Genomic DNA, 18,372 nt, shown 5'->3' on the forward strand with positions numbered 1-18,372 from the left:
GGATTGTCAGATGTTCGTGGGGGTGGGTGCGACGCTCGCCATCGCCGCCGCGAACCACCCGGTGATGGTGCTGGGATGGGTGATCGCCGTACCCACCACCACCGTCCACGCCCCGGCCCGCAGCGCCTGGGCCGCGTGGGCCGGTGTGTGGATCCGGCCCTCCGCGACCACCGGCACGTCGACCGAGCTGGCGAGCCGGGCCACCAGGTCCAGGTCCGGGCCGGGCTGCTTGCTGGTGTACGCGGTGTAGCCGGACAGGGTGGTGCCGACCAGGTCGGCACCCGCCGCCGCGGCGTCGATCCCCTCGGCGAGGGTGGAACAGTCGGCCATCACCAGAGCCCCGGTCAGCTGGTGGACGGCGGCGATGGTGTCGGCGAGGGTGCGGCCGTCCGGCCGGGGTCGCGCGGTGCCGTCGAGGGCGACGATGTGCGCGCCGGCCCGCGCCACCGACAGCGCGTGCTCCAGCGTGGGGGTGATGAAGACGTCGTCGTCCCCGTCCTTCCACAGCCCTATCAGTGGCAGGTCGACCGCCCCCCGGATGGCCGAGATGTCCGCCAGGCCCTGGGCGCGGATGCCGGCGGCGCCCCCGTGGGCGGCGGCGAGGGCCACCCGGCGCATCGTGTCCGGGCTGCGCATCGGCTCGCCCGGGTACGCCTGGCAGGAGACGACGAGGCGGTGCCGGAGCTGCGCGATCAGCGTGTTCATGCGGTGCCCTCCCAGGCGAGTGCGGCGGCGCCGAGAAGTGGGGCGTCCGATCCGAGGGTCGAGGCCAGGACGGGCACGTCGTCCAGGACGGGCAACGTCTCCCGCCGTACGGCGTCGCGCAGCGCCTGCCACCAGGCGTCGCCGAGGCCGGCGACACCGCCGCCGATGACGACGACAGCGGGGTCGAGCATGTTGACCAGCCCGCCGACCGCCGAGCCGACGGCGGCCCCGCCCAGCAGGACCACCTCCCGGGCGATCGGGTCGCCGTCTGCCGCGCGTACGGCCACCGCGCGCAGGTCACCGACCGGCTGGCCGGTCCGCCGCGCGTACTCCTCGGCCAGGCCGGGCCCGGAGGCGATCGCCTCCAGGTGCCCCTGCCCGCCGCAGGTGCACCGCAACCGCCCGGCGTACGGCGAGGGTTGGTGGCCGGCGTGGCCGGCGGCGGAGTGGGCACCGGTCAGCGCGCTGCCGTCGACGACGAACGAGGCACCGATACCGGTGCCGACCGCGATCAGGAGCAGCGTCTGGTGGCCGGCCGCCGCGCCGTGCCGCGCCTCGCCGAGGGCGTGCGCGTGCACGTCGTTGATGGCGGTGACGGGCAGGTCGAGCAGGGCCCGCAGCCGGCCGCTCAGGTCGGTGCCGGCCCACCCGGCCAGGGCGTCGGTGGCCGACAGCACCCGACCCGTCCGGTGGTCGATCACCCCGGCGCTGCCGACGCCGAGGGCACTGACGCGGGTTCCCATCGCCCTCGCCCGCAGCCGAGCGACGAGGTCGGCCGCGGTGTCGATGATGGCGGTCGCCCCGGCCCGGCCGGGGGTGGGGACGGTGATCCGGTCGACGACCTCACCCTGGCGGGTCACCAGGGCGGCGGCCGTCTTGGTGCCCCCGATGTCGAGCGCGGCGACAACCGGGGGCGTGCGTACCTCGGACATGGTTAGAGCAGTCCCGCCAGTTCCAGGTGGCCCCGCACCCGCGCCGTCTCGTCCGCGTCGAGCGGTCGCAGCGGAAGCGACACGGCGTTGCTGTCGATGACGCCGAGCAGGGCCAGGGCGGTCTTGAACGCGCCCACGCCCCGGGTCGCCCCCGCCGCCGTCGCCGGGTCGGCAGCGTCGACGATCCGGAACAACCGGGTCAGTCGGTCCTGCTCCGCGCGGGCGGTGTCCCAGTCGGCGGCCACGCAGGCCCGGTGCAGTCGCACGTAACCCTCCGGGTCCACGTTGCCCAGGCCGGGGACGGAACCGGAGGCACCGGCGAGCATCATCGCGTCGACCACCACCTCGTGGCCGGTCAACAGGCTGAAGCCGGCGTCCGGCGCGTGTTCCGCGATGGACAGCACCAGCTGGCGGAAGGAGACGTCGTCGCCGCTGGAATCCTTGACGCCCGCGAGGACGCCCTCCACGGCGAGCCGGCTCAGCAGACCCGGCGACAGCTTGGTGTGCACGCAGACCGGAATGTCGTACGCCAGCAGCGGCAGCTCGACCGACGCGGCGAGCGACCGGAAGTGCCGCTCGACCTCGTGCGGGCCGACGATGGCGTAGAAGGGGGCGGTGGCCACCAGCCCGTCGACACCCAGCCGCGTCGACGCGTCGGCCCGGTCGAGCACCCGGCGGGTGGTCGGCTCGATGCACCCGGCGATGACGGGTACGGTCCCGCCGACGGTCTTCACCACGGTTTCCAGAGCCTGGTCCCGCTGACTGTCGGTGAGGAACACCGTCTCGCCGGAGCTGCCGAGGGCGAAGATGCCGTCGACGCCGGCGGCGAGCATCCGCTCGACGAGTCGCTCAAGCGAGGCGACGTCGACAGCGCCCTCCTCGGTCAGGGGGGTGACGACCGGCGGCACGACTCCGGCGAACCGCGGGGCAGGGGTGGTCACGCTGACTCCTCGACATGTAGGGGGGTGGTGCGACCGGTCGACGCTCGGGCGAGCTCGACCAGTTCGGCGTTGCTGGATCCCGCGGGAACGGGGTGGTAGCACCGGAACTCGTGGTAACCGGCGCCACCGTCGCCCGTCGTGGGTGGTGGCATCTCGATGGCGCAGCCGTCAGTGGCCTTCCAGCAGCGGGTGCGGAACGGGCAGCCGGTGGGCGGGCGGGTCGCGAGCGGGACGGGGCCGACGAGCGGGATCGGGTCGAGCGGCGAGAGCAGCCCCGGCGTGGCGGAGAAGAGCGCCCGGGTGTACGGGTGCTGGGCGACCTCGGGGAGCCCGGCGGCGGGTGTCTGCTCCACGATCCGGCCGAGGTACATGGTGACCACCCGGTCACTGATCCGCTTGACCGTCTGGATGTCGTGCGAGACGAAGACCATGGCCAGGTTCAGCCGCTCCTTGAGGTCCAGGAGCAGGTTGAGGATCTGCGCCCGGACCGACACGTCGAGGGCGCTGGTCGGCTCGTCGGCGATGACCAGCCCCGGCTCCAGGGCCAGGGCGCGCGCGATGGACACCCGCTGGCGTTGGCCACCGGAGAGCTGGCTGGGCAGCACGTCGGCGACCGACCGGGGCAGCCCCACCAGCGCCATCAGTTCCCTGACCCGCTCCTCGCGGGTGGTGCGGGTGCCGCGACGGTGCACGTCGAGCGGGTCGCGCAGGATGTCGCGGACCGGCATCCGCCGGTTCAGCGACGTGGCCGGATCCTGGAAGATCATGCCGACGCCGGCGCCGATGTGCAGTCGGCGTTCCGCCGCGCTCATCGACCACACGTCCTTGCCGGCGAAGGCGACAGTGCCGCTCGTCGGCCGTTGCAGGCCCACCAGAACCTTGGCCATCGTGGACTTGCCGCAGCCGGACTCGCCGACGACGCCGATCGTCTCGCCGGCACGCACGCTCAGGTCCGCGCCGGTGAGGGCGTACACCCGCTCGCGGCCGAACAGGCCACCCCCTCGGGTGCGGTGGACCACGTGCACGTCACGCAGTTCGACGATCGACTGGTGGGACGCGCTCATCGGGTCAGCTCCTCTTCCCTGACGGTGACGGCGGGGTAGTGGCAGGCGTACCGGTGGGCGGCGTCGCCCTCCAGCCGGGGCGTCTGTTCCCGGCAGACCTCGCTGGCCATCGGGCAGCGGTCGGCGAACCGGCACCCCGCCGGGAAGTCGGCTGGCGACGGCACCACACCGCGGATCTGGGTGAGCCGGTCCGCGCCGGCCTCCAGGGACAGCACGGAACCGAGAAGTCCACGCGCGTAGTGGTGCGCCGGCGCGCCGACCACGTCGGCGGTGACGCCGCTCTCGACGATCTGCCCGCCGTACATCACCACGACCCGGTCCGCGACGTCGCTGACCAGCGCGAGGTCGTGGCTGACCAGGATCAGCGCGAAGCCGAGCTGGCCGCGCAGCCGCAGCAGCAGCTCCATGACCTGCGCCTGGACCGTGACGTCGAGCGCGGTGGTCGGCTCGTCGGCGATGATGAGCCGCGGGTCCCGGGACAGCGCCATCGCGATCACGACACGCTGCCGCTGCCCACCGGAGAGTTCGTGCGGGTACGCGGACAGGGTGCGCTGCGCGTCCAGACCGACCAGTTCCATCAGCTCCTGGGCCGACCGGGTGCCGCCACGGCTGATCATCTGCGCGAGCTGGGGGCCGATGCGCAGTGACGGGTTCAACGCCGAGAGGGCGTCCTGGTAGACCATCGCGATCTCGCGCCCCATCAGGGCACGGCGTCGTTTGGTGCTCACCGTCAGCAGGTCGGTGCCCGCGAAGCGGACCTCGCCGCGTACCCGGGCGCCCTGCGGCAGCAGGCCCATCACGGCGAGGGAGGTCAGCGACTTGCCGGAGCCGGACTCCCCCACCAGGCCGAGGACCTCGCCGGGGCGCACGTCGAAGGTCAGGTCGTCGACGATGTCGACGCCGCGGTGGCGCCCCTCGAACCCGATCGACAGGTTGCGGACCTCCAGGACGGGCTCGCCCTGCGGGAGCGGGCGGGCCCGCTCGCGCAGCCGCTGCGCCGCCTCGGCCAGGCCGGGCAGTTGCACCACCTCACCGGAGCCGGGCTGCGCCTCCTCCTGCGCGTCGCCCTTCTTCGTGGTGGTGGCGCGCCGCGCCGCCGGGGCGGCCCAGGCGTCGGACATCCCCTCGGAGAGCACGTTCAGGGCGAGCACGGTGAGCAGGATCAGCAGGCCGGGGAAGAACGTGGCCCACCAGCCACCGATCTGGACCATCTCCTTGCCGAAGGCGATCACCGAGCCCCACGAGGACGCCGCCTCCTGGGGTGCCAGCCCGCCACCGATGAAGGAGAGCGACGCCTCGAACACGATGGCGTCGGCGACCATGACGGTGACGAAGACGAGGATCGGGGCGGCGCAGTTGCGCAGGATGTGCCGCCAGAGGATGTGCGGTCGCCGCGCGCCGATGATCCGTTCGGCCGCGACGTAGTCCTCGCGGTACTGCGAGAGCACGTTGGCGCGCACGATCCGCGCGATCGACGGCACGAAGACGAAGCCGATCGCGACCACGAGGACCACGAGGCTGTTCTTGCCGAACGAGATGATCAGCAGGGCGGAGAGCACGATGGCGGGGAAGGCCATGACGACGTCGAGGCAGCGCATCACCACCTCGTCGACGGCGGGCCGGCTGGTTCCGGCCAGCGCGCCCAGGATGGCGCCGACCACCAGGGCGATACCGGCGCTGCCGAAGCCCACGATCAACGACCGTCGGGTGCCGGCGACCAGCCGCGAGAACACGTCGCGTCCGAGCTTGTCCAGGCCGAACCAGTAGTCACCGTTCGGCCCGGTGAGCGCGGGACCGAGCCCGGCCTGCGCGGGGTCGTGCCGCAGGATCAGCGGCGCGAAGATGCCCACGACGACGATGAGCAGGACGAAGCTCAGTGCGATCCGGGCCGTGACGCTGAGCCGTTTGAAGGCGATGCCGGGGGTCGACAGCCGGGCGGTGAGTGTGCGACGCATCAGTGGGCTCCGCGCAGTCGAGGGTTGGCGAAGAGGTAGAGGATGTCGACCACCAGGTTCACGAGGACGAAGCAGATGGCGATGGTCAGCACGGTGCCCTGCGCGAGGGCTGTGTCGTTCTGCTGCACCGCGCTCATGATCTGGGTGCCCATGCCGGGCAACGAGAAGATCGCCTCGATCACGACGGTGCCGCCCAGCAGGTAGCCGATCCGCAGGCCCAGCACGGTGAGCGGATTGACGAGCGCGTTGCGCAGCACGTTGCGTCCGATCACCACGCGGGGCGGCAGCCCGGCGCCGATGGCGGTACGCACGTAGTCCTTGTCGAGTTCCTCGACCATGGACGTGCGCACGATTCTGGCCAGTGAGCAGCCGACCGGCACGGCGAGCGCCAGCGCGGGCATGGCGAGGGACTGCAACCAGAGGGAGAACGAGTCGCCGGGGTTGACGTACCCACCGGTCGGGAAGACGGGGCGGCGGACCGACAGCTCCTGGATGAGCAGGAGGGCGAGCCAGAACGACGGCATGGCGATGCCGGCCATCGAGACGAACCGGATGACCTGGTCGGGCCAGCGGTCGCGGTACAGCGCGGCGGGGATGCCGAGGGCCAGCGCGATGACCAGCGCGCCGACGATCCCGAGGGCCGTCAGCTGGATGGTCAGCGGCAGCGCGGTGGCGATCTTGTCGGCGACCGGGACGGACGGCGGGAAGGTCACGCCGAGATCACCCCGGAGCAGGTCACCCAGGAAGTGCAGGTAGCGCAGGGGCAGCGGGTCGTCGAGCCCGTTGGCGGCCTTGAACGCGGCCACCTGTGCGGGGGTCGCCTGGTCACCGAGGACGGACAGCGCGGGATCGATCGGGGAGAACTGCATGATCACGAATACGAAGATCGTGATGCCCAGCACCAGCGGTATCAGGGTCAGGAGTCGTCGCGTGACCAGGCTCAGAACGCTCAGCATGGTGTCTTTCTCTCGTCGAGGGCCGCCGGGACGTCCCGCCCAGCCCGAGGGACAGGGGCTGGGCGGGACGCGGAGGGGTCGGGGTCCGGGCCCCCGAGGCGGAGCTCAGCCCTTTCGGCTGGAGCCCAGGAAGTACAGACCGGTGGTCGCCGCGCCCGAGAAGTCGGAGAGCTTCGCCGGGTCGTACGCGGTGACGACCTTGGTGTGCAGGATCGGGTACAGCGGGGCCTCGTCGGCCACCTTGTCCAGGGCCTGCTTCCACAGCGCCTTGCGGGCCGCCTCGTCGGAGGTCTGCGCCGCCTTGTCGAGCAGGTCGGCCATGGCCTTGCGGTCCGCGGCGCTCCACCGGTAACGCTGCCCCGGCCAGGTCTCGCCGTAGTAGAACCAGCGCATCAGCAGGTCGGTGTCGACGCCGAAGACGCTGGGGTCACCGGTGGCCATCAGCACCCGGAAGGTGTCCTTCGGGACGATGTCACCGTAGATGGCCGAGGACGGCACCGTGTTGAGGCTGGCGGTGACGCCGATCTTCTTCCACTGCTCGATGACCAGCGGCGCGACGTCCTTCACTACCGAGTTGTCGGTGGTGTCGAGCTGGAACGACAGGTTCGTGACACCGGCCTCCTGAAGCAGGCTCTTGGCCTTCTCCAGGTTGTAGTCGTAGACGGTGGCGGCCTTCTGGTAGTCCTTGTTGCCCTCGTCCAGGTAGCTCGTCGCCGGGGTGCCGTAGCCGTTGAGGGCGGTCTTGATGACCTCGTCCTTGTTGATCGCGTAGTGCAGCGCCTGGCGCACCCGCTTGTCGCTGAACGGCGCCGCCGACGAGTTGAACATGAGGAAGACCTGGTTGAAGGCCTGCTTCACATCGACGGTGTACTTGTCCTTGAGCGAGTCGACGTTCAGGTACGGCACCGACTCGATGGCCTGGACACGACCGCCCTGCAGGTCCGACACCCGGGCGGAGGCCTCGGAGGTGGTGTTCCAGGTCATCGTCTCGACCTTGGCCGGACGCGGGCCGTTGTAGTTCGGGTTCGTGCTGAGCTTGACGCCCGATTCCTTGGACGCGCTGTCCAGCTTGAACGGGCCGGAGCCGATCGGCGCCGTGTCGAACGCCTTCGACGCGGCCGGGTCGGCGGTCTTCGCCTTCGGCAGCACCTTGATGACGGCGATCCGCTCGGCGAACAGGGCGAACGGGTACTTGAGCTTGAACTCGGCCGTCGTCGCGTCCTTGGCGGTCACCGAGTCGATGAACGACACGAACCCCTGCATCAGCGGCGGGGCCTTGGGGTCGGCCGGCTTCAGCACGCGGGTGAAGGACCAGGCGACGTCCTCGGCGGTGACGGGGGTGCCGTCGGAGAACTTGGCGCCGTCGCGCACCGCCACCGTGTAGGTGAGCCCGTCGGCGCTGGCCACCGGGTCTTCCTTGGCGAGCGCGCGGTAAGGTTCCCGGGTAACCGGGTCAAGATCGATCAGGCCCTCGAAGATGTGCTGGTTGACCGCCGTCGCCACCGCCGACGAGGCGTTCCCCGGGTCGAACCCGCTAGAGAGGGTGAACGCGAGGGTGGTCTCGATGGACTTCTTCCCCCCGCTTCCCTCGACGGCGTTGGTCGAGGCCGGGCCGCCGCTGCAGGCGACGAGTCCGAGAGCGAGGGTTGCCGCGGTGGACGCGACTGCCAACGAACGGAGCCGGCGCGGGGGGCAGCGCCGACTCTCCTTTGGCTCAATGGTGGTGCTCACGTAGCTGCCTCCATAGGCTCTTCATGCGCTCGCGGTGCTGCTCGCGCTGAGGGATTCGAAGATAATGGGGTCTGACGTCAGACATCTGATGCCGATAGGGTGAGCGTGTCAGATCCGTGAACGAAGGGCAAGTGGCAGATGACGACCATTGACGCATCCCCGCTACGCGGTGCGGAGCGCCCCGGTCCCCGCCGGCAGGAGGTGGGGGCCAAGATCAAGGAGTACATCCTGCGCAACCGCCTCAAGCCGGGGGACATCCTGCCCACCGAGGCGGAGCTGTGCGAGGCGGTGGGCGCGAGCCGCTCAAGCGTCCGCGAGGCCGTCAAGATTCTCTCCGCCCTCGACATCGTCGAGGTGCGGCACGGGCACGGCACCTTCGTCGGCCGCATGTCCCTCGCCGCGCTCGTGGAGGGCCTGACCTTCCGCGGCCTGCTCAGCGGCGAGGAGGACCATCACGTGCTGGGGCAGGTCGTCGACGTCCGGCAGACCCTCGAACAGGGGCTGGCGGCCCAGGTCATCGCCGTCCTCGACAGCGAGCACCAGGCCGCCCTCTCCGCGCTCGCCGACGAGATGGAGAGCCTGGCCGCCCAGGGCATGGACTTCCTCGACGTCGACCGAGCCTTCCACGTGAAGCTGCTGGAACCCCTCGGCAACGACCTGATCCTCCAGCTGACCGAGGCGTTCTGGCAGGTGCAGGCCATCGTCGCTCCGACGCTGCGCACCGAGCCGGAGGACCGGTTGATCACCGCCCAGCGGCACCGGGCGATCGTGCAGGCGGTCGCCGCCGGGGACGTGGCGCGTCTGCAGGCTGCCATCGCCGAGCACTACGCGCCCATCCGGGCCAGCATCGCCCGCGTCGTGCGGGCCTGACGTCGGGCACCCGCCGTCCATCCGCGGTCCAGCGGCGGCGCACCGTCCCCTGTGTCTCGTACACAGGAGACCGTCGCCGCCCTGAGACGTTCGACGAACCGTCACCGCAGCGCCGGGATCGCCGCGGCACCGAGCGGGATCGGTCACAGTGCCCGGCGGAGCCACTCCTCGACACCGGCGACGTGCACTGTGGCCCAGGAGCGCGCCAGATCGGCCTGCCCGGCCGTGATCGCGTCGACGATCGCCTGGTGCTGCTCACGGGTTCGGGTGACGGCGCCCTCCTGGGTGACACCACGCCAGATGCGGGCCCGGGTGGTGGAGCCGGAGAGCCCGTCAAGCAGCGAGCACAGCACGGCGTTTCCGGCGCCGACGGCGATCTGGCGGTGGAATTCCAGGTCGTTGGCGACCAGCGTCTCCACGTCGCTGGTGTCGCCGACGTCGTCGAGGACGGCCTGAAGGTTGGCGATCGCCTCGGCACCCATCCGTTGCGCTGCCAACGCCGTGGCGGCGGGCTCGAGGATCCGCCGGACCTCCAGGAACTCCAGCACGGTGTCGTCGCGGTGGAAATCCACGACGAAGCCGAGCATGTCGAGCAGCAACTGTGGGGCGAGGCTGGTGACATAGGTGCCGTCGCCCTGGCGGACGTCCAGGACACGGATGATGGACAGCGCCTTCACCGCTTCCCGTAGGGAGTTGCGGGACAGGCCGAGCCGGCGGGCCAGGTCCGCCTCCTTGGGCAGTCGATCGCCGGGGCCGAGTTCGCCCGAGGTGATCATGTTCTTGATCTTGCCGATCGCCTCGTCGGTGAGCGCCATCGCTGCCTCCGGGTAGGGGTGAGCCGTTGCCGTGACCGGGAGGATTACACCCTGAGCTGGCAGACGCGCGCGGCGGTGCCCCCGCCCGCAGCTGCCGGCGAGCAGGCAGATCGGCAGTCGAAAGCCGTGACGCCGGCCCCCGCCCCGGGGCCGGTCAGGTCAACCCACAGGACCAGCCGCCTCCCGCAAACATCGGGTGTTTCCGCGTCTACGACCTCCGACATCTGATGTGTATCAGGTGTTCGCCCATCCGGCAACAGATCGAGATGACCTGACGGGCTGCCCGTCAAGGTCGCCGCCTCTCCGCAAGTCAGCGCATCATGTGGACGAATCCGATCCATTGACAAAAATAAACATCCCATGTTAACTCCTCTCACATAGAGGAGGCCCTATGTTCGAGACCGGCAGTTTCCGGACGGTCCTGCGGGCCGCAGCCGCATCCCTTCTCGTGGCCGCGTGCCTGACGTCCGTGTCCGTCAGCGCGGCTCCAGCCGGGGCCGCCGCCAGCGACCCCGCCCTCGCGCTCTGGTACGACGAACCCGCCGCCAACTGGGAGAGCAACGCGCTGCCGGTGGGCAACGGCGCGCTCGGCGCCATGATCTTCGGGGGCGTCCAGACCGAACGCCTTCAGCTCAACGAGAAGAGCCTGTGGACGGGTGGACCCGGCGCCACCGGATACCACCACGGCAACTGGACGTCACCACGGCCCGGAGCCCTGGCCGGCGTGCAGGCCCAGATCGACCGGGACGGACGGATGGCGCCCGGCGCGGTCGCCACCGCGCTCGGGCAACCGGCGACCGGGTTCGGCTCCTACCAGAACCTCGCCGACATGTACCTCGACATGACCGGCGCCCCGGCCACCGTGAGCGACTACCGACGCGAGCTGGACCTCGCCGAGGGCACCGCCCGCGTCGCGTACTCCCACGGCGGGGTGACCTACCAGCGGGAGTACTTCGCCAGCTACCCGCGCAACGTGATCGCCTCCCGGCTCTCGGCCAGCCAGACCGGGAAGGTCTCCTTCGTCCTGCGTCCCGTCTCGGCCCAGTCCGGCACCACCGTGACGGTGGCCAACGGCCGGATCACCACCCGGGGCGCACTGCCCGGCAACGGGCTGATCCACGAGACCCAGTACCGGGTGGTGACCACCGGCGGCACCCGGACCGACGGCACCGACCGGATCACCGTCACCGGCGCCGACTCGGCGTTCATCGTGCTGTCCGCCGCGACGTCGTACGCCGACACCTACCCCACCTACCGCGGCGCGGACCCGCACGCCCGGGTCACCCAGGCGGTCGACGGCGCGGCGGCCTCCACCTGGGCAGCGCTGCGCGCGGCCCATCTCGCCGACTACAAGAACCTCTTCGACCGCGTCCGGCTCAACGTGGGCGGGCAGATGCCGAACATCCCGACCGACGAACTGCGGTCGGCGTACACGGGCGCCGCCGGACGGGCCCAGGACCGGGCGCTGGAGTCGCTGTACTTCTCCTTCGGCCGGTATCTGCTCATCGCGTCGTCGCGCGGTGGCTCGCTGCCGGCCAACCTCCAGGGCATCTGGAACAACTCCAACAACCCGCCCTGGCAGGCCGACTACCACACCAACATCAACGTCCAGATGAACTACTGGCCGGCGGAGACCACGAACCTCACCGAGACCGCCACGCCACTGTTCGACTTCATCGACGCGCTGCGGGCACCCGGCCGGGCCACCGCGCAGAACATCTACGGCACGACCGGCTGGGTCACCCACCTCAGCACCAACCCGTACGGCTTCACCGGCGTGCAGGACTGGGCCACCGCCTTCTGGTTCCCGGAGGCTGCCGCGTGGTTGTGCCAGCACCTCTACGAGCACTACCGCTTCACCCGCGACACCACGTTCCTGCGCGATCAGGCGTACCCGGCGATGAAGGAGGCCGCCGAGTTCTGGCGGGCCAACCTGCGCGTCGACCCGCGCGACGGCAAACTGGTCGTGACGCCCAGCTACTCGCCCGAGCAGGGTGATTTCTCGGCCGGCGCGGCGATGAGCGAGCAGATCGTCTGGGACCTGCTCACCAACACCATCGAGGCGAGCAGCACGCTCGGCGTCGACACCACCCTGCGCGCCCAGTGGCAGACCACGCTGAGCAAACTCGACCCCGGCCTGCGGGTCGGATCCTGGGGCCAGTTGCAGGAATGGAAGGCGGACTGGGACAGCCCCACGAACGACCACCGGCACGTCTCGCACCTGTACGCCCTGCACCCGGGCCGGCAGATCTCACCGCTGACCACCCCGGCCCTGGCCAACGCCGCCAAGGTGTCCCTCACCGCACGCGGTGACGGTGGCACCGGCTGGAGCAAGGCCTGGAAGATCAATTTCTGGGCTCGGCTGCTCGACGGCGACCACGCCCACAAGATGCTCAGCGAGCAGCTCAAGAGCAGCACGCTCGCCAACCTGTTCGACACCCACCCGCCGTTCCAGATCGACGGCAACTTCGGGGCCACCGCCGGAATGGCGGAGATGCTGTTGCAGAGCCAGAACGGCGTCGTCGACGTCCTGCCCGCCGTGCCGGCGGCCTGGCCCACCGGCTCGGTCAGCGGTCTGCGGGCACGCGGCAACGTCACTGTGGACACCGAGTGGCGCAACCGGCTGGCCACGCGGATCACGCTGACCGCCGGCAGCGGCGGCACCCTGACGGTTCGTAACCCGATGCTGGCGACCGCGTCGCTGGTCGACCTGACCACCAACCAGACCGTGCCGGTGACCCGATCGGGCAGCCAGGTGACGTTCACAGCCGTGGCCGGGCACCGCTACCAGGCCGTCTCCACGGCCGCGACCGGCACGATCGCCGGTGTGGCGAGTGGACGCTGCGTCGACGTGCCGGGTGCGGCCACCGCCGACGGGACCGCACTCATCCTGTGGGACTGCTCCGGAGCGGCCAACCAGGTCTGGACCCGCGAGGCCGACAACACCATCCGTAACCGTGGCAAGTGCCTCGCCGCCGCGAGCACCACCAACGGTGCCGCCGCAACCATCACCACCTGCGGCACCGCCACCAGCCAACGATGGACGTACGACCCCACCGCGAGAACGCTGCGCAACCAGGCCACCGGCACCTGCCTCGACGCCAACGGCGGCGGCACCGCCAACAACACCGCCGTCATCCTCTGGCCCTGCACCACCGCCACCAACCAGCAGTGGCTGATGTAGCGCCGGGCCCAGCCGCCACCCACCCGCACCGCCCCTCCCTGCCCGTTCCCGGAGAGGACACCACCATGACCCGTACCCTGCGCCGCCATCCCGCGCGCGCGAGCGGTGCCGCCCTGGCCGCTCTGGCAGTGCTCGCCACCTGCCTGGTCCAGCTCACCCCACCGGCGGCACCGGCCGCCGCCGCCCCGGGGAACGCCACGATCACGGGGGTGGCCAGTGGGCGCTGCGTCGACGTGCCCGGCGGTGCCACCGCCGACGGCACCGCCCTCATCCTCTGGGACTGCACCGCCGCCACCAACCAGATCTGGACCCGACAGGCCGACAACACCATCCGCAACCGTGGCAAGTGCCTCGCCGCCGCGAGCACCACCAACGGTGCCGCAGCAACCATCACCACCTGCGGCACCGCCACCAGCCAACGATGGACGTACGACACCACCGCGAGAACGCTGCGCAACCAGGCCACCGGCACCTGCCTCGACGCCAACGGCGGCGGCACCACCAACAACACCGCCGTCATCCTCTGGCCCTGCGGCACGGCCACCAACCAGCAGTGGCGGGTCGCCGCCGCCGACTACCAACCGCTTCTCGACGTCGGCTTCAGCGGCACCTTCACCTCCACCACCGGTTACACGCCGTCGACGGGTGAGCTGGTCGACGGGCAGCTCACCCGACTGGCCGGCAGCGAGACGATCAGCGGTTCGGCCGTCACGCTCACCGGGGGTGGCACCGGCGTCGGGTTCTCCCCACGAATCCCGGTGACCAGCACGAAGTACGTCAACCGGAGCCTGCTGGCCGAGGCGGTGGTACGCCGCCAGAGCGCCGCCACGCTGAGCTTCGACACGGTGCTCAGCCTCGCCGGCGGGGGCTACTACCGCTACTCCAACGGCTCGCAGACCACCACCGAGTTCGGTATGTACGGACCGGACGCGCCGTACCACGACACCCGGCAGAGCGGGCCGAACCTGGCCGACACGCAGGACACCCACGTGGCGTTGGCCTACGAGTACGTGAGCGACACCGCGGCCCGGCTCGTCGCGTACGTCAACGGCTGCCAGGTGGGCAGCACCGTCACCACACCGGTGGCCGCGGCCAACGCGTCGCAGGGTCTGCTGACCTTCGGCAACGACGCCGGAACCCGCAACCGTGGCTGGCACGGCACTGTGGACGCCATCGCCCTCGCGACGATGACCGGCGCCGCCGGTCCGGTCGACTTCCAGCTCGACGCGCCGGTCTGCGGGGGCACCCCGCCGCCGCCCGGCTGCGCGGGCGACCCGGGCAGCAGCGGCCCGGTCACCCCGGCCACCGTCATCACCGTCGAGCGGTGCGACACCCTCGACCGGATCCGGCAGAAGGCCGCCCAGGTCACCCCGTCGGCCGCCCAACTGGCCTGGCAGCAACGGGAGCTGACGGCGTTCCTGCACTACGGCATGAACACCTTCACCGACGTCGAGTGGGGCAGCGGGAACGAGGACCCGGCCCAGTTCAACCCGACGACAGTCAACCCCGCCCAGTGGATAGACGTGCTCAAGCGCAACGGGTTCAAGCAGGTCATCCTCACCGTCAAGCACCACGACGGGTTCCTGCTCTACCCGTCGCGCTACAGCACCCACTCGGTGCGCAGCAGCCCCTGGTGGGGTCGTACCAGCCAGAGCGACATCCTGCGGGCCACCGTCGACGCCGCCCGCGCGGCAGGTCTCGCCGTCGGCTTCTACCTCTCCCCCGCCGACGGCGCGGAGATCCCCGGCCGACGCGGTGGCGACCGGTTCGGCAACGGCAGCGCCAAACGGAGCGTCACCATCCCGACGCTCGTCGCCGGGGACACCCGCACCCCGACCCAGACGTACGCGTACCAGGCCGACGACTACAACGCCTACTTCCTCAACCAGCTCTACGAGCTGCTCACCGAGTACGGGCCGATGGCCGAGGTGTGGTTCGACGGCGCCAACCCGTACACCGCGTACCCGCAGCCGTACCAGGTCGGTGACTGGTACCGCCTGATCCGGGCCCTGCAACCGAACGCCACGATCGCGATCAACGGGCCGGACGTGCGCTGGGTCGGTTCCGAGTCCGGGGCGTTCCGGGCCGACGAGTGGAGCGCGCTGCCGTTCCGGGGCACCGATCCCGGTGCGCTCAACCGGGACGACGACATGCTCACCGGCGCCGCGTCGAGTGACCTGGGTTCCAGCGCGCTGATCGGCCGCAACCTGGGCTCGATCACCTACCTGTCGTGGTACCCGGCCGAGGCGGACGTGTCGATCCGGCCCGGCTGGTTCTGGCACTCCGGCCAGAACGGCTCGGTCAAGCAGCCGGCCGCCCTGATGCAGCTCTACGAGAACGCGGTGGGCCGCAACGCCAACCTCCTGCTCAACGTCCCGCCGAACCGGGCCGGCGTGATCGACGCGCCGGACGTCAGCGCCCTCGACGGGTTCGGCACCGCGCAACGCGCCCGGTACGGCCGGGAGCTGTTCGCCAAGGCGGGTGCGACCGGCACCCACGCCGCCCTCACCGACGCGGGCCTGGGCACGTCCTGGTCGCCCTCGGGCGGCGCCCTCACCGGCGCGGTCGAGCTGACCGCCTGCCGGGCCCGCACGTTCGACCGGGTCCTGGTGCAGGAGTCGGTCGGCAACGGCCAGCGCGTCGAGGCGTTCGCCGTGGACGCCTGGATCAACGGGGGCTGGCAACAGGTCGCCGCCGCCGCGACGGTCGGCTACAAGCGGATCGTTGCGCTGTCCACCGCCGTGACGAGTGACCGGCTGCGGCTGCGGGTCACCGCCGCGCGCGGCGTACCGCAGATCGCGACGCTCACCGCGTACGCGACCGACAGCACCGCCAACCCGGCGTCCTGCTGATTCCCAACCCTTTTCCCGAGAGGAACGGTTCATGCGTCTTCGACGTATCAGCGTCACCGGAGCGGTGGGAGCACTGGCCGCCGCGCTGCTGACCGTGCCGGTCACGGCGGTCACCCCGGCCTCGGCCGTACCGGGTGACCTCCAGGTGATCCCGGCACTGAAGCAGTGGACGGCGGGCACCGGCAGCTACACCTTCGGGGCCGCCACCCGCATCGTTGTCGACCCCGCCTACACCGCCCAGCTCAACGACGACGCGGCCACCTTCGCCGCCGACCTGCGGGACCTGACCGGCCGCACCGTCGCGGTCACCACCGGAACCGCGGCCACCGGCGACATCCGGCTGACCCTGGGCGGCAGCCAACCCGCCGAGGGTTACACGATGACCGTCGGGTCGAGCATCGCCATCCAGGGCTCGACCGACACCGGCGCCTTCTACGGCACGCGGACGGTGCTGCAACTGCTCAAGCAGTCCAGCACGGTGCCGGCCGGTACGACCACCGACGCCCCGACCAAGTCCGAACGCGGCATGATGGTCGACGTCGGACGCAAGTACTTCACCGTCGACTGGCTCCGCAAGCACGTCAAGGAGCTCGCCTACCTGAAGATGAACCGGCTGCACCTGCACCTGTCCGACACGTTCGGGTTCCGGTTGGAGAGCACCACCCACCCGGAGGTGGTGTCGGAGCAGTACTACACCAAACAGCAGATCCGCGACCTCATCGCCCTGGCCGCGCAGTACCACATCGAGGTCATTCCCGAGATCGACATGCCGGGACACATGAACGCCATCCTGGCCGACCACCCGGACCTGCAACTCGCCGACACCAACGGCAACCGCAACCCCTACTACCTCGACCTGTCCAAGCCGGGCGCGTACACCCTCACCCGGGACCTCATCACCGAGTTCCTGCCGCTGTTCCCCGGCCGGTACTGGCACATCGGCGCGGACGAGTACGTCGGCAACTACGCTGCCTACCCGCAGCTGCTGACGTACGCCCGCGCGACCTACGGGACGAACGCCACCGCCAAGGACACCTACTACGGCTTCATCAACTGGGCCAACGACATCGTCCGCGCCGGCGGCAAGACCACCCGCATGTGGAACGACGGCATCGGCACCGACGGCACCATCCGGCCGGCGTCCAACATCCACGTCGAGGTCTGGTACAACTACGGCATCACCCCGCAGGCCCTGCTGGACCGCGGGCACACCATCTCCAACCAGGCGTGGGATCCCACCTACTACGTCCCCGCCATCAGCAAGCCGAACGTGACGTGGGCGTACGAGACCTGGACCCCGGAGCGCTTCCAGGGCAACAACACCGTCAACGCTCCGTCCCGCAACCTCGGCACGGTGCTGCACATCTGGTGTGACTACCCGGACGCGGAGACCGAGGACCAGATCGCCGCCGGCATCCGGACCATCCTGCGCGTCATCGCCCAGCAGACCTGGGGTTCACCGAAGCCGGTCGCCACGTACACCGCCTTCACCCCGATCATCGACCGCATCGGTCGGGCTCCCGGCGGCCCGGCGGTGGCGACCGGCAACCTGGCGACCAACCGCCCGGTGACCGCGTCGTCGACCGAGACGGCCAGCTTCCCGGCGTCGGCGGCGGTGGACGGCGACATCAGCACCCGCTGGTCGTCGGCCTACACCGACCCGAGCTGGATCCAGGTCGACCTCGGCAGCAGCCAGGAACTGTCCCGCGTCGCACTGCGCTGGGAGGCCGCCTACGCGCGGGCGTACCAGATCCAGACCTCCACCAACGGCACCACCTGGACCACGGCGGTGACCGTCACCGCCGGGGACGGCGGGGTGGACGAACACGCCCTCAACACCACCGCCCGGTACGTGCGCATGCAGGGCACGCAACGGGCCACCACCTTCGGCTACTCGCTCTGGGAGTTCGAGGTCTACGGGCCGAAGAAGGGCGCCATCACCGGCACCGCCAGTGGCCGCTGCGTCGACATCCCCGGCAGCAACACCACCGACGGCACCGCGGTGAACCTCTGGGACTGCAACAGCGGGCCCAACCAGACGTGGACCCACCGCAACGACGGCACCCTCACCGCACTGGGCAAGTGCCTGGAGCCGGCGAACGGAAGCCTCACCGACGGCACCGCGATCGTGATCCGCACCTGTTCCACCGCCACGTACCAGCGCTGGACCTACGACGCCGCCACCAGCAGCTACCGCACCGGCGGCAAGTGCCTCGACGCCAACGGCGGCGGGACCGCCAACGGCACCCGCCTCATCCTCTGGCCGTGCACCAACGGCGCCAACCAGCGCTGGAGCACCCCCACCGCCTGACCCACCGATGGAGGCACGATGCCGCACGACACGCCACTGCCACCCCCATCCCCACC

The 18,372-nt window shown here is 70.7% G+C and carries 12 protein-coding genes; 4 read left to right on the top strand and 8 right to left on the bottom strand.

Annotated features, from left to right (window positions below; translation table 11 throughout):
* Positions 1 to 6 precede the first annotated feature (6 nt).
* The 7 genes from AB0C03_RS01680 to AB0C03_RS01710 all read right to left on the bottom strand — a co-directional run bounded on the left by AB0C03_RS01680 (position 7) and on the right by AB0C03_RS01710 (position 8,284).
* Positions 7 to 705 carry an N-acetylmannosamine-6-phosphate 2-epimerase gene (locus AB0C03_RS01680; RefSeq protein WP_030333671.1) on the bottom strand — a complete coding sequence of 233 codons (699 nt, stop codon included), beginning with the start codon at positions 703 to 705 and terminating at the stop codon, positions 7 to 9.
* Positions 702 to 1,637: an ROK family protein gene (locus AB0C03_RS01685; protein ID WP_030333669.1), complete on the bottom strand. Its 936-nt coding sequence runs from the start codon at positions 1,635 to 1,637 to the stop codon at positions 702 to 704. The genes AB0C03_RS01680 and AB0C03_RS01685 overlap by 4 nt, the downstream gene beginning before the upstream one ends.
* Before the next feature lie 2 nt (positions 1,638 to 1,639).
* A complete protein-coding gene (locus AB0C03_RS01690) occupies positions 1,640 to 2,578 on the bottom strand; it encodes a dihydrodipicolinate synthase family protein (protein WP_210863453.1) in 939 nt (312 codons plus the stop codon).
* Positions 2,575 to 3,642 (bottom strand): oligopeptide/dipeptide ABC transporter ATP-binding protein, encoded by a 1,068-nt coding sequence (locus AB0C03_RS01695; protein ID WP_030333665.1) that lies wholly within the window; start codon positions 3,640 to 3,642, stop codon positions 2,575 to 2,577. The genes AB0C03_RS01690 and AB0C03_RS01695 overlap by 4 nt, the downstream gene beginning before the upstream one ends.
* Positions 3,639 to 5,597 (bottom strand): dipeptide/oligopeptide/nickel ABC transporter permease/ATP-binding protein, encoded by a 1,959-nt coding sequence (locus tag AB0C03_RS01700; protein WP_357633517.1) that lies wholly within the window; start codon positions 5,595 to 5,597, stop codon positions 3,639 to 3,641. Before AB0C03_RS01700 ends, AB0C03_RS01695 begins: the two co-directional genes overlap by 4 nt.
* Positions 5,597 to 6,553, bottom strand: coding sequence for an ABC transporter permease (locus AB0C03_RS01705; protein ID WP_357633520.1), 957 nt, complete (start codon positions 6,551 to 6,553; stop codon positions 5,597 to 5,599). The genes AB0C03_RS01700 and AB0C03_RS01705 overlap by 1 nt, the downstream gene beginning before the upstream one ends.
* A gap of 105 nt (positions 6,554 to 6,658) precedes the next feature.
* Entirely contained in the window at positions 6,659 to 8,284 is a 1,626-nt protein-coding gene (locus tag AB0C03_RS01710) for an ABC transporter substrate-binding protein (protein ID WP_357633523.1), read from the bottom strand.
* A gap of 138 nt (positions 8,285 to 8,422) precedes the next feature.
* On the opposite strand from AB0C03_RS01710, the gene AB0C03_RS01715 reads away from it, so the two are divergent.
* On the top strand, positions 8,423 to 9,154 hold the full coding sequence (locus tag AB0C03_RS01715; RefSeq protein ID WP_030333656.1) for a FadR/GntR family transcriptional regulator: 732 nt from the start codon (positions 8,423 to 8,425) through the stop codon (positions 9,152 to 9,154).
* Between the two features lie 143 nt (positions 9,155 to 9,297).
* On the opposite strand, the gene AB0C03_RS01720 is transcribed toward AB0C03_RS01715, so the two are convergent.
* Positions 9,298 to 9,969: a FadR/GntR family transcriptional regulator gene (locus tag AB0C03_RS01720; protein ID WP_030333654.1), complete on the bottom strand. Its 672-nt coding sequence runs from the start codon at positions 9,967 to 9,969 to the stop codon at positions 9,298 to 9,300.
* A gap of 391 nt (positions 9,970 to 10,360) precedes the next feature.
* On the opposite strand from AB0C03_RS01720, the gene AB0C03_RS01725 reads away from it, so the two are divergent.
* From AB0C03_RS01725 to AB0C03_RS01735, 3 genes are all read left to right on the top strand, one after another.
* Entirely contained in the window at positions 10,361 to 13,153 is a 2,793-nt protein-coding gene (locus tag AB0C03_RS01725) for a glycosyl hydrolase family 95 catalytic domain-containing protein (protein WP_357633526.1), read from the top strand.
* A 65-nt stretch (positions 13,154 to 13,218) separates the two neighbouring features.
* Entirely contained in the window at positions 13,219 to 16,005 is a 2,787-nt protein-coding gene (locus AB0C03_RS01730) for an alpha-L-fucosidase (RefSeq protein ID WP_357633529.1), read from the top strand.
* A gap of 31 nt (positions 16,006 to 16,036) precedes the next feature.
* Complete coding sequence (locus AB0C03_RS01735) at positions 16,037 to 18,316, top strand: family 20 glycosylhydrolase (protein ID WP_357633532.1); 2,280 nt, start codon at positions 16,037 to 16,039, stop codon at positions 18,314 to 18,316.
* Positions 18,317 to 18,372: the final 56 nt, after the last annotated feature.

The sequence above is a fragment of the Micromonospora parva genome, from assembly GCF_040649675.1.
In the GTDB taxonomy this organism is placed as follows: Bacteria; Actinomycetota; Actinomycetes; order Mycobacteriales; family Micromonosporaceae; genus Micromonospora; species Micromonospora parva.

Coding starts and splice junctions, on each gene's coding strand:
- AB0C03_RS01680 (WP_030333671.1), bottom strand. CDS start 705: ATGAACACGCTGATCGCGCAGCTCCGGCACCGCCTCGTCGTCTCCTGC.
- AB0C03_RS01685 (WP_030333669.1), bottom strand. CDS start 1,637: ATGTCCGAGGTACGCACGCCCCCGGTTGTCGCCGCGCTCGACATCGGG.
- AB0C03_RS01695 (WP_030333665.1), bottom strand. CDS start 3,642: ATGAGCGCGTCCCACCAGTCGATCGTCGAACTGCGTGACGTGCACGTG.
- AB0C03_RS01700 (WP_357633517.1), bottom strand. CDS start 5,597: ATGCGTCGCACACTCACCGCCCGGCTGTCGACCCCCGGCATCGCCTTC.
- AB0C03_RS01705 (WP_357633520.1), bottom strand. CDS start 6,553: ATGCTGAGCGTTCTGAGCCTGGTCACGCGACGACTCCTGACCCTGATA.
- AB0C03_RS01715 (WP_030333656.1), top strand. CDS start 8,423: ATGACGACCATTGACGCATCCCCGCTACGCGGTGCGGAGCGCCCCGGT.
- AB0C03_RS01720 (WP_030333654.1), bottom strand. CDS start 9,969: ATGGCGCTCACCGACGAGGCGATCGGCAAGATCAAGAACATGATCACC.
- AB0C03_RS01725 (WP_357633526.1), top strand. CDS start 10,361: ATGTTCGAGACCGGCAGTTTCCGGACGGTCCTGCGGGCCGCAGCCGCA.
- AB0C03_RS01730 (WP_357633529.1), top strand. CDS start 13,219: ATGACCCGTACCCTGCGCCGCCATCCCGCGCGCGCGAGCGGTGCCGCC.
- AB0C03_RS01735 (WP_357633532.1), top strand. CDS start 16,037: ATGCGTCTTCGACGTATCAGCGTCACCGGAGCGGTGGGAGCACTGGCC.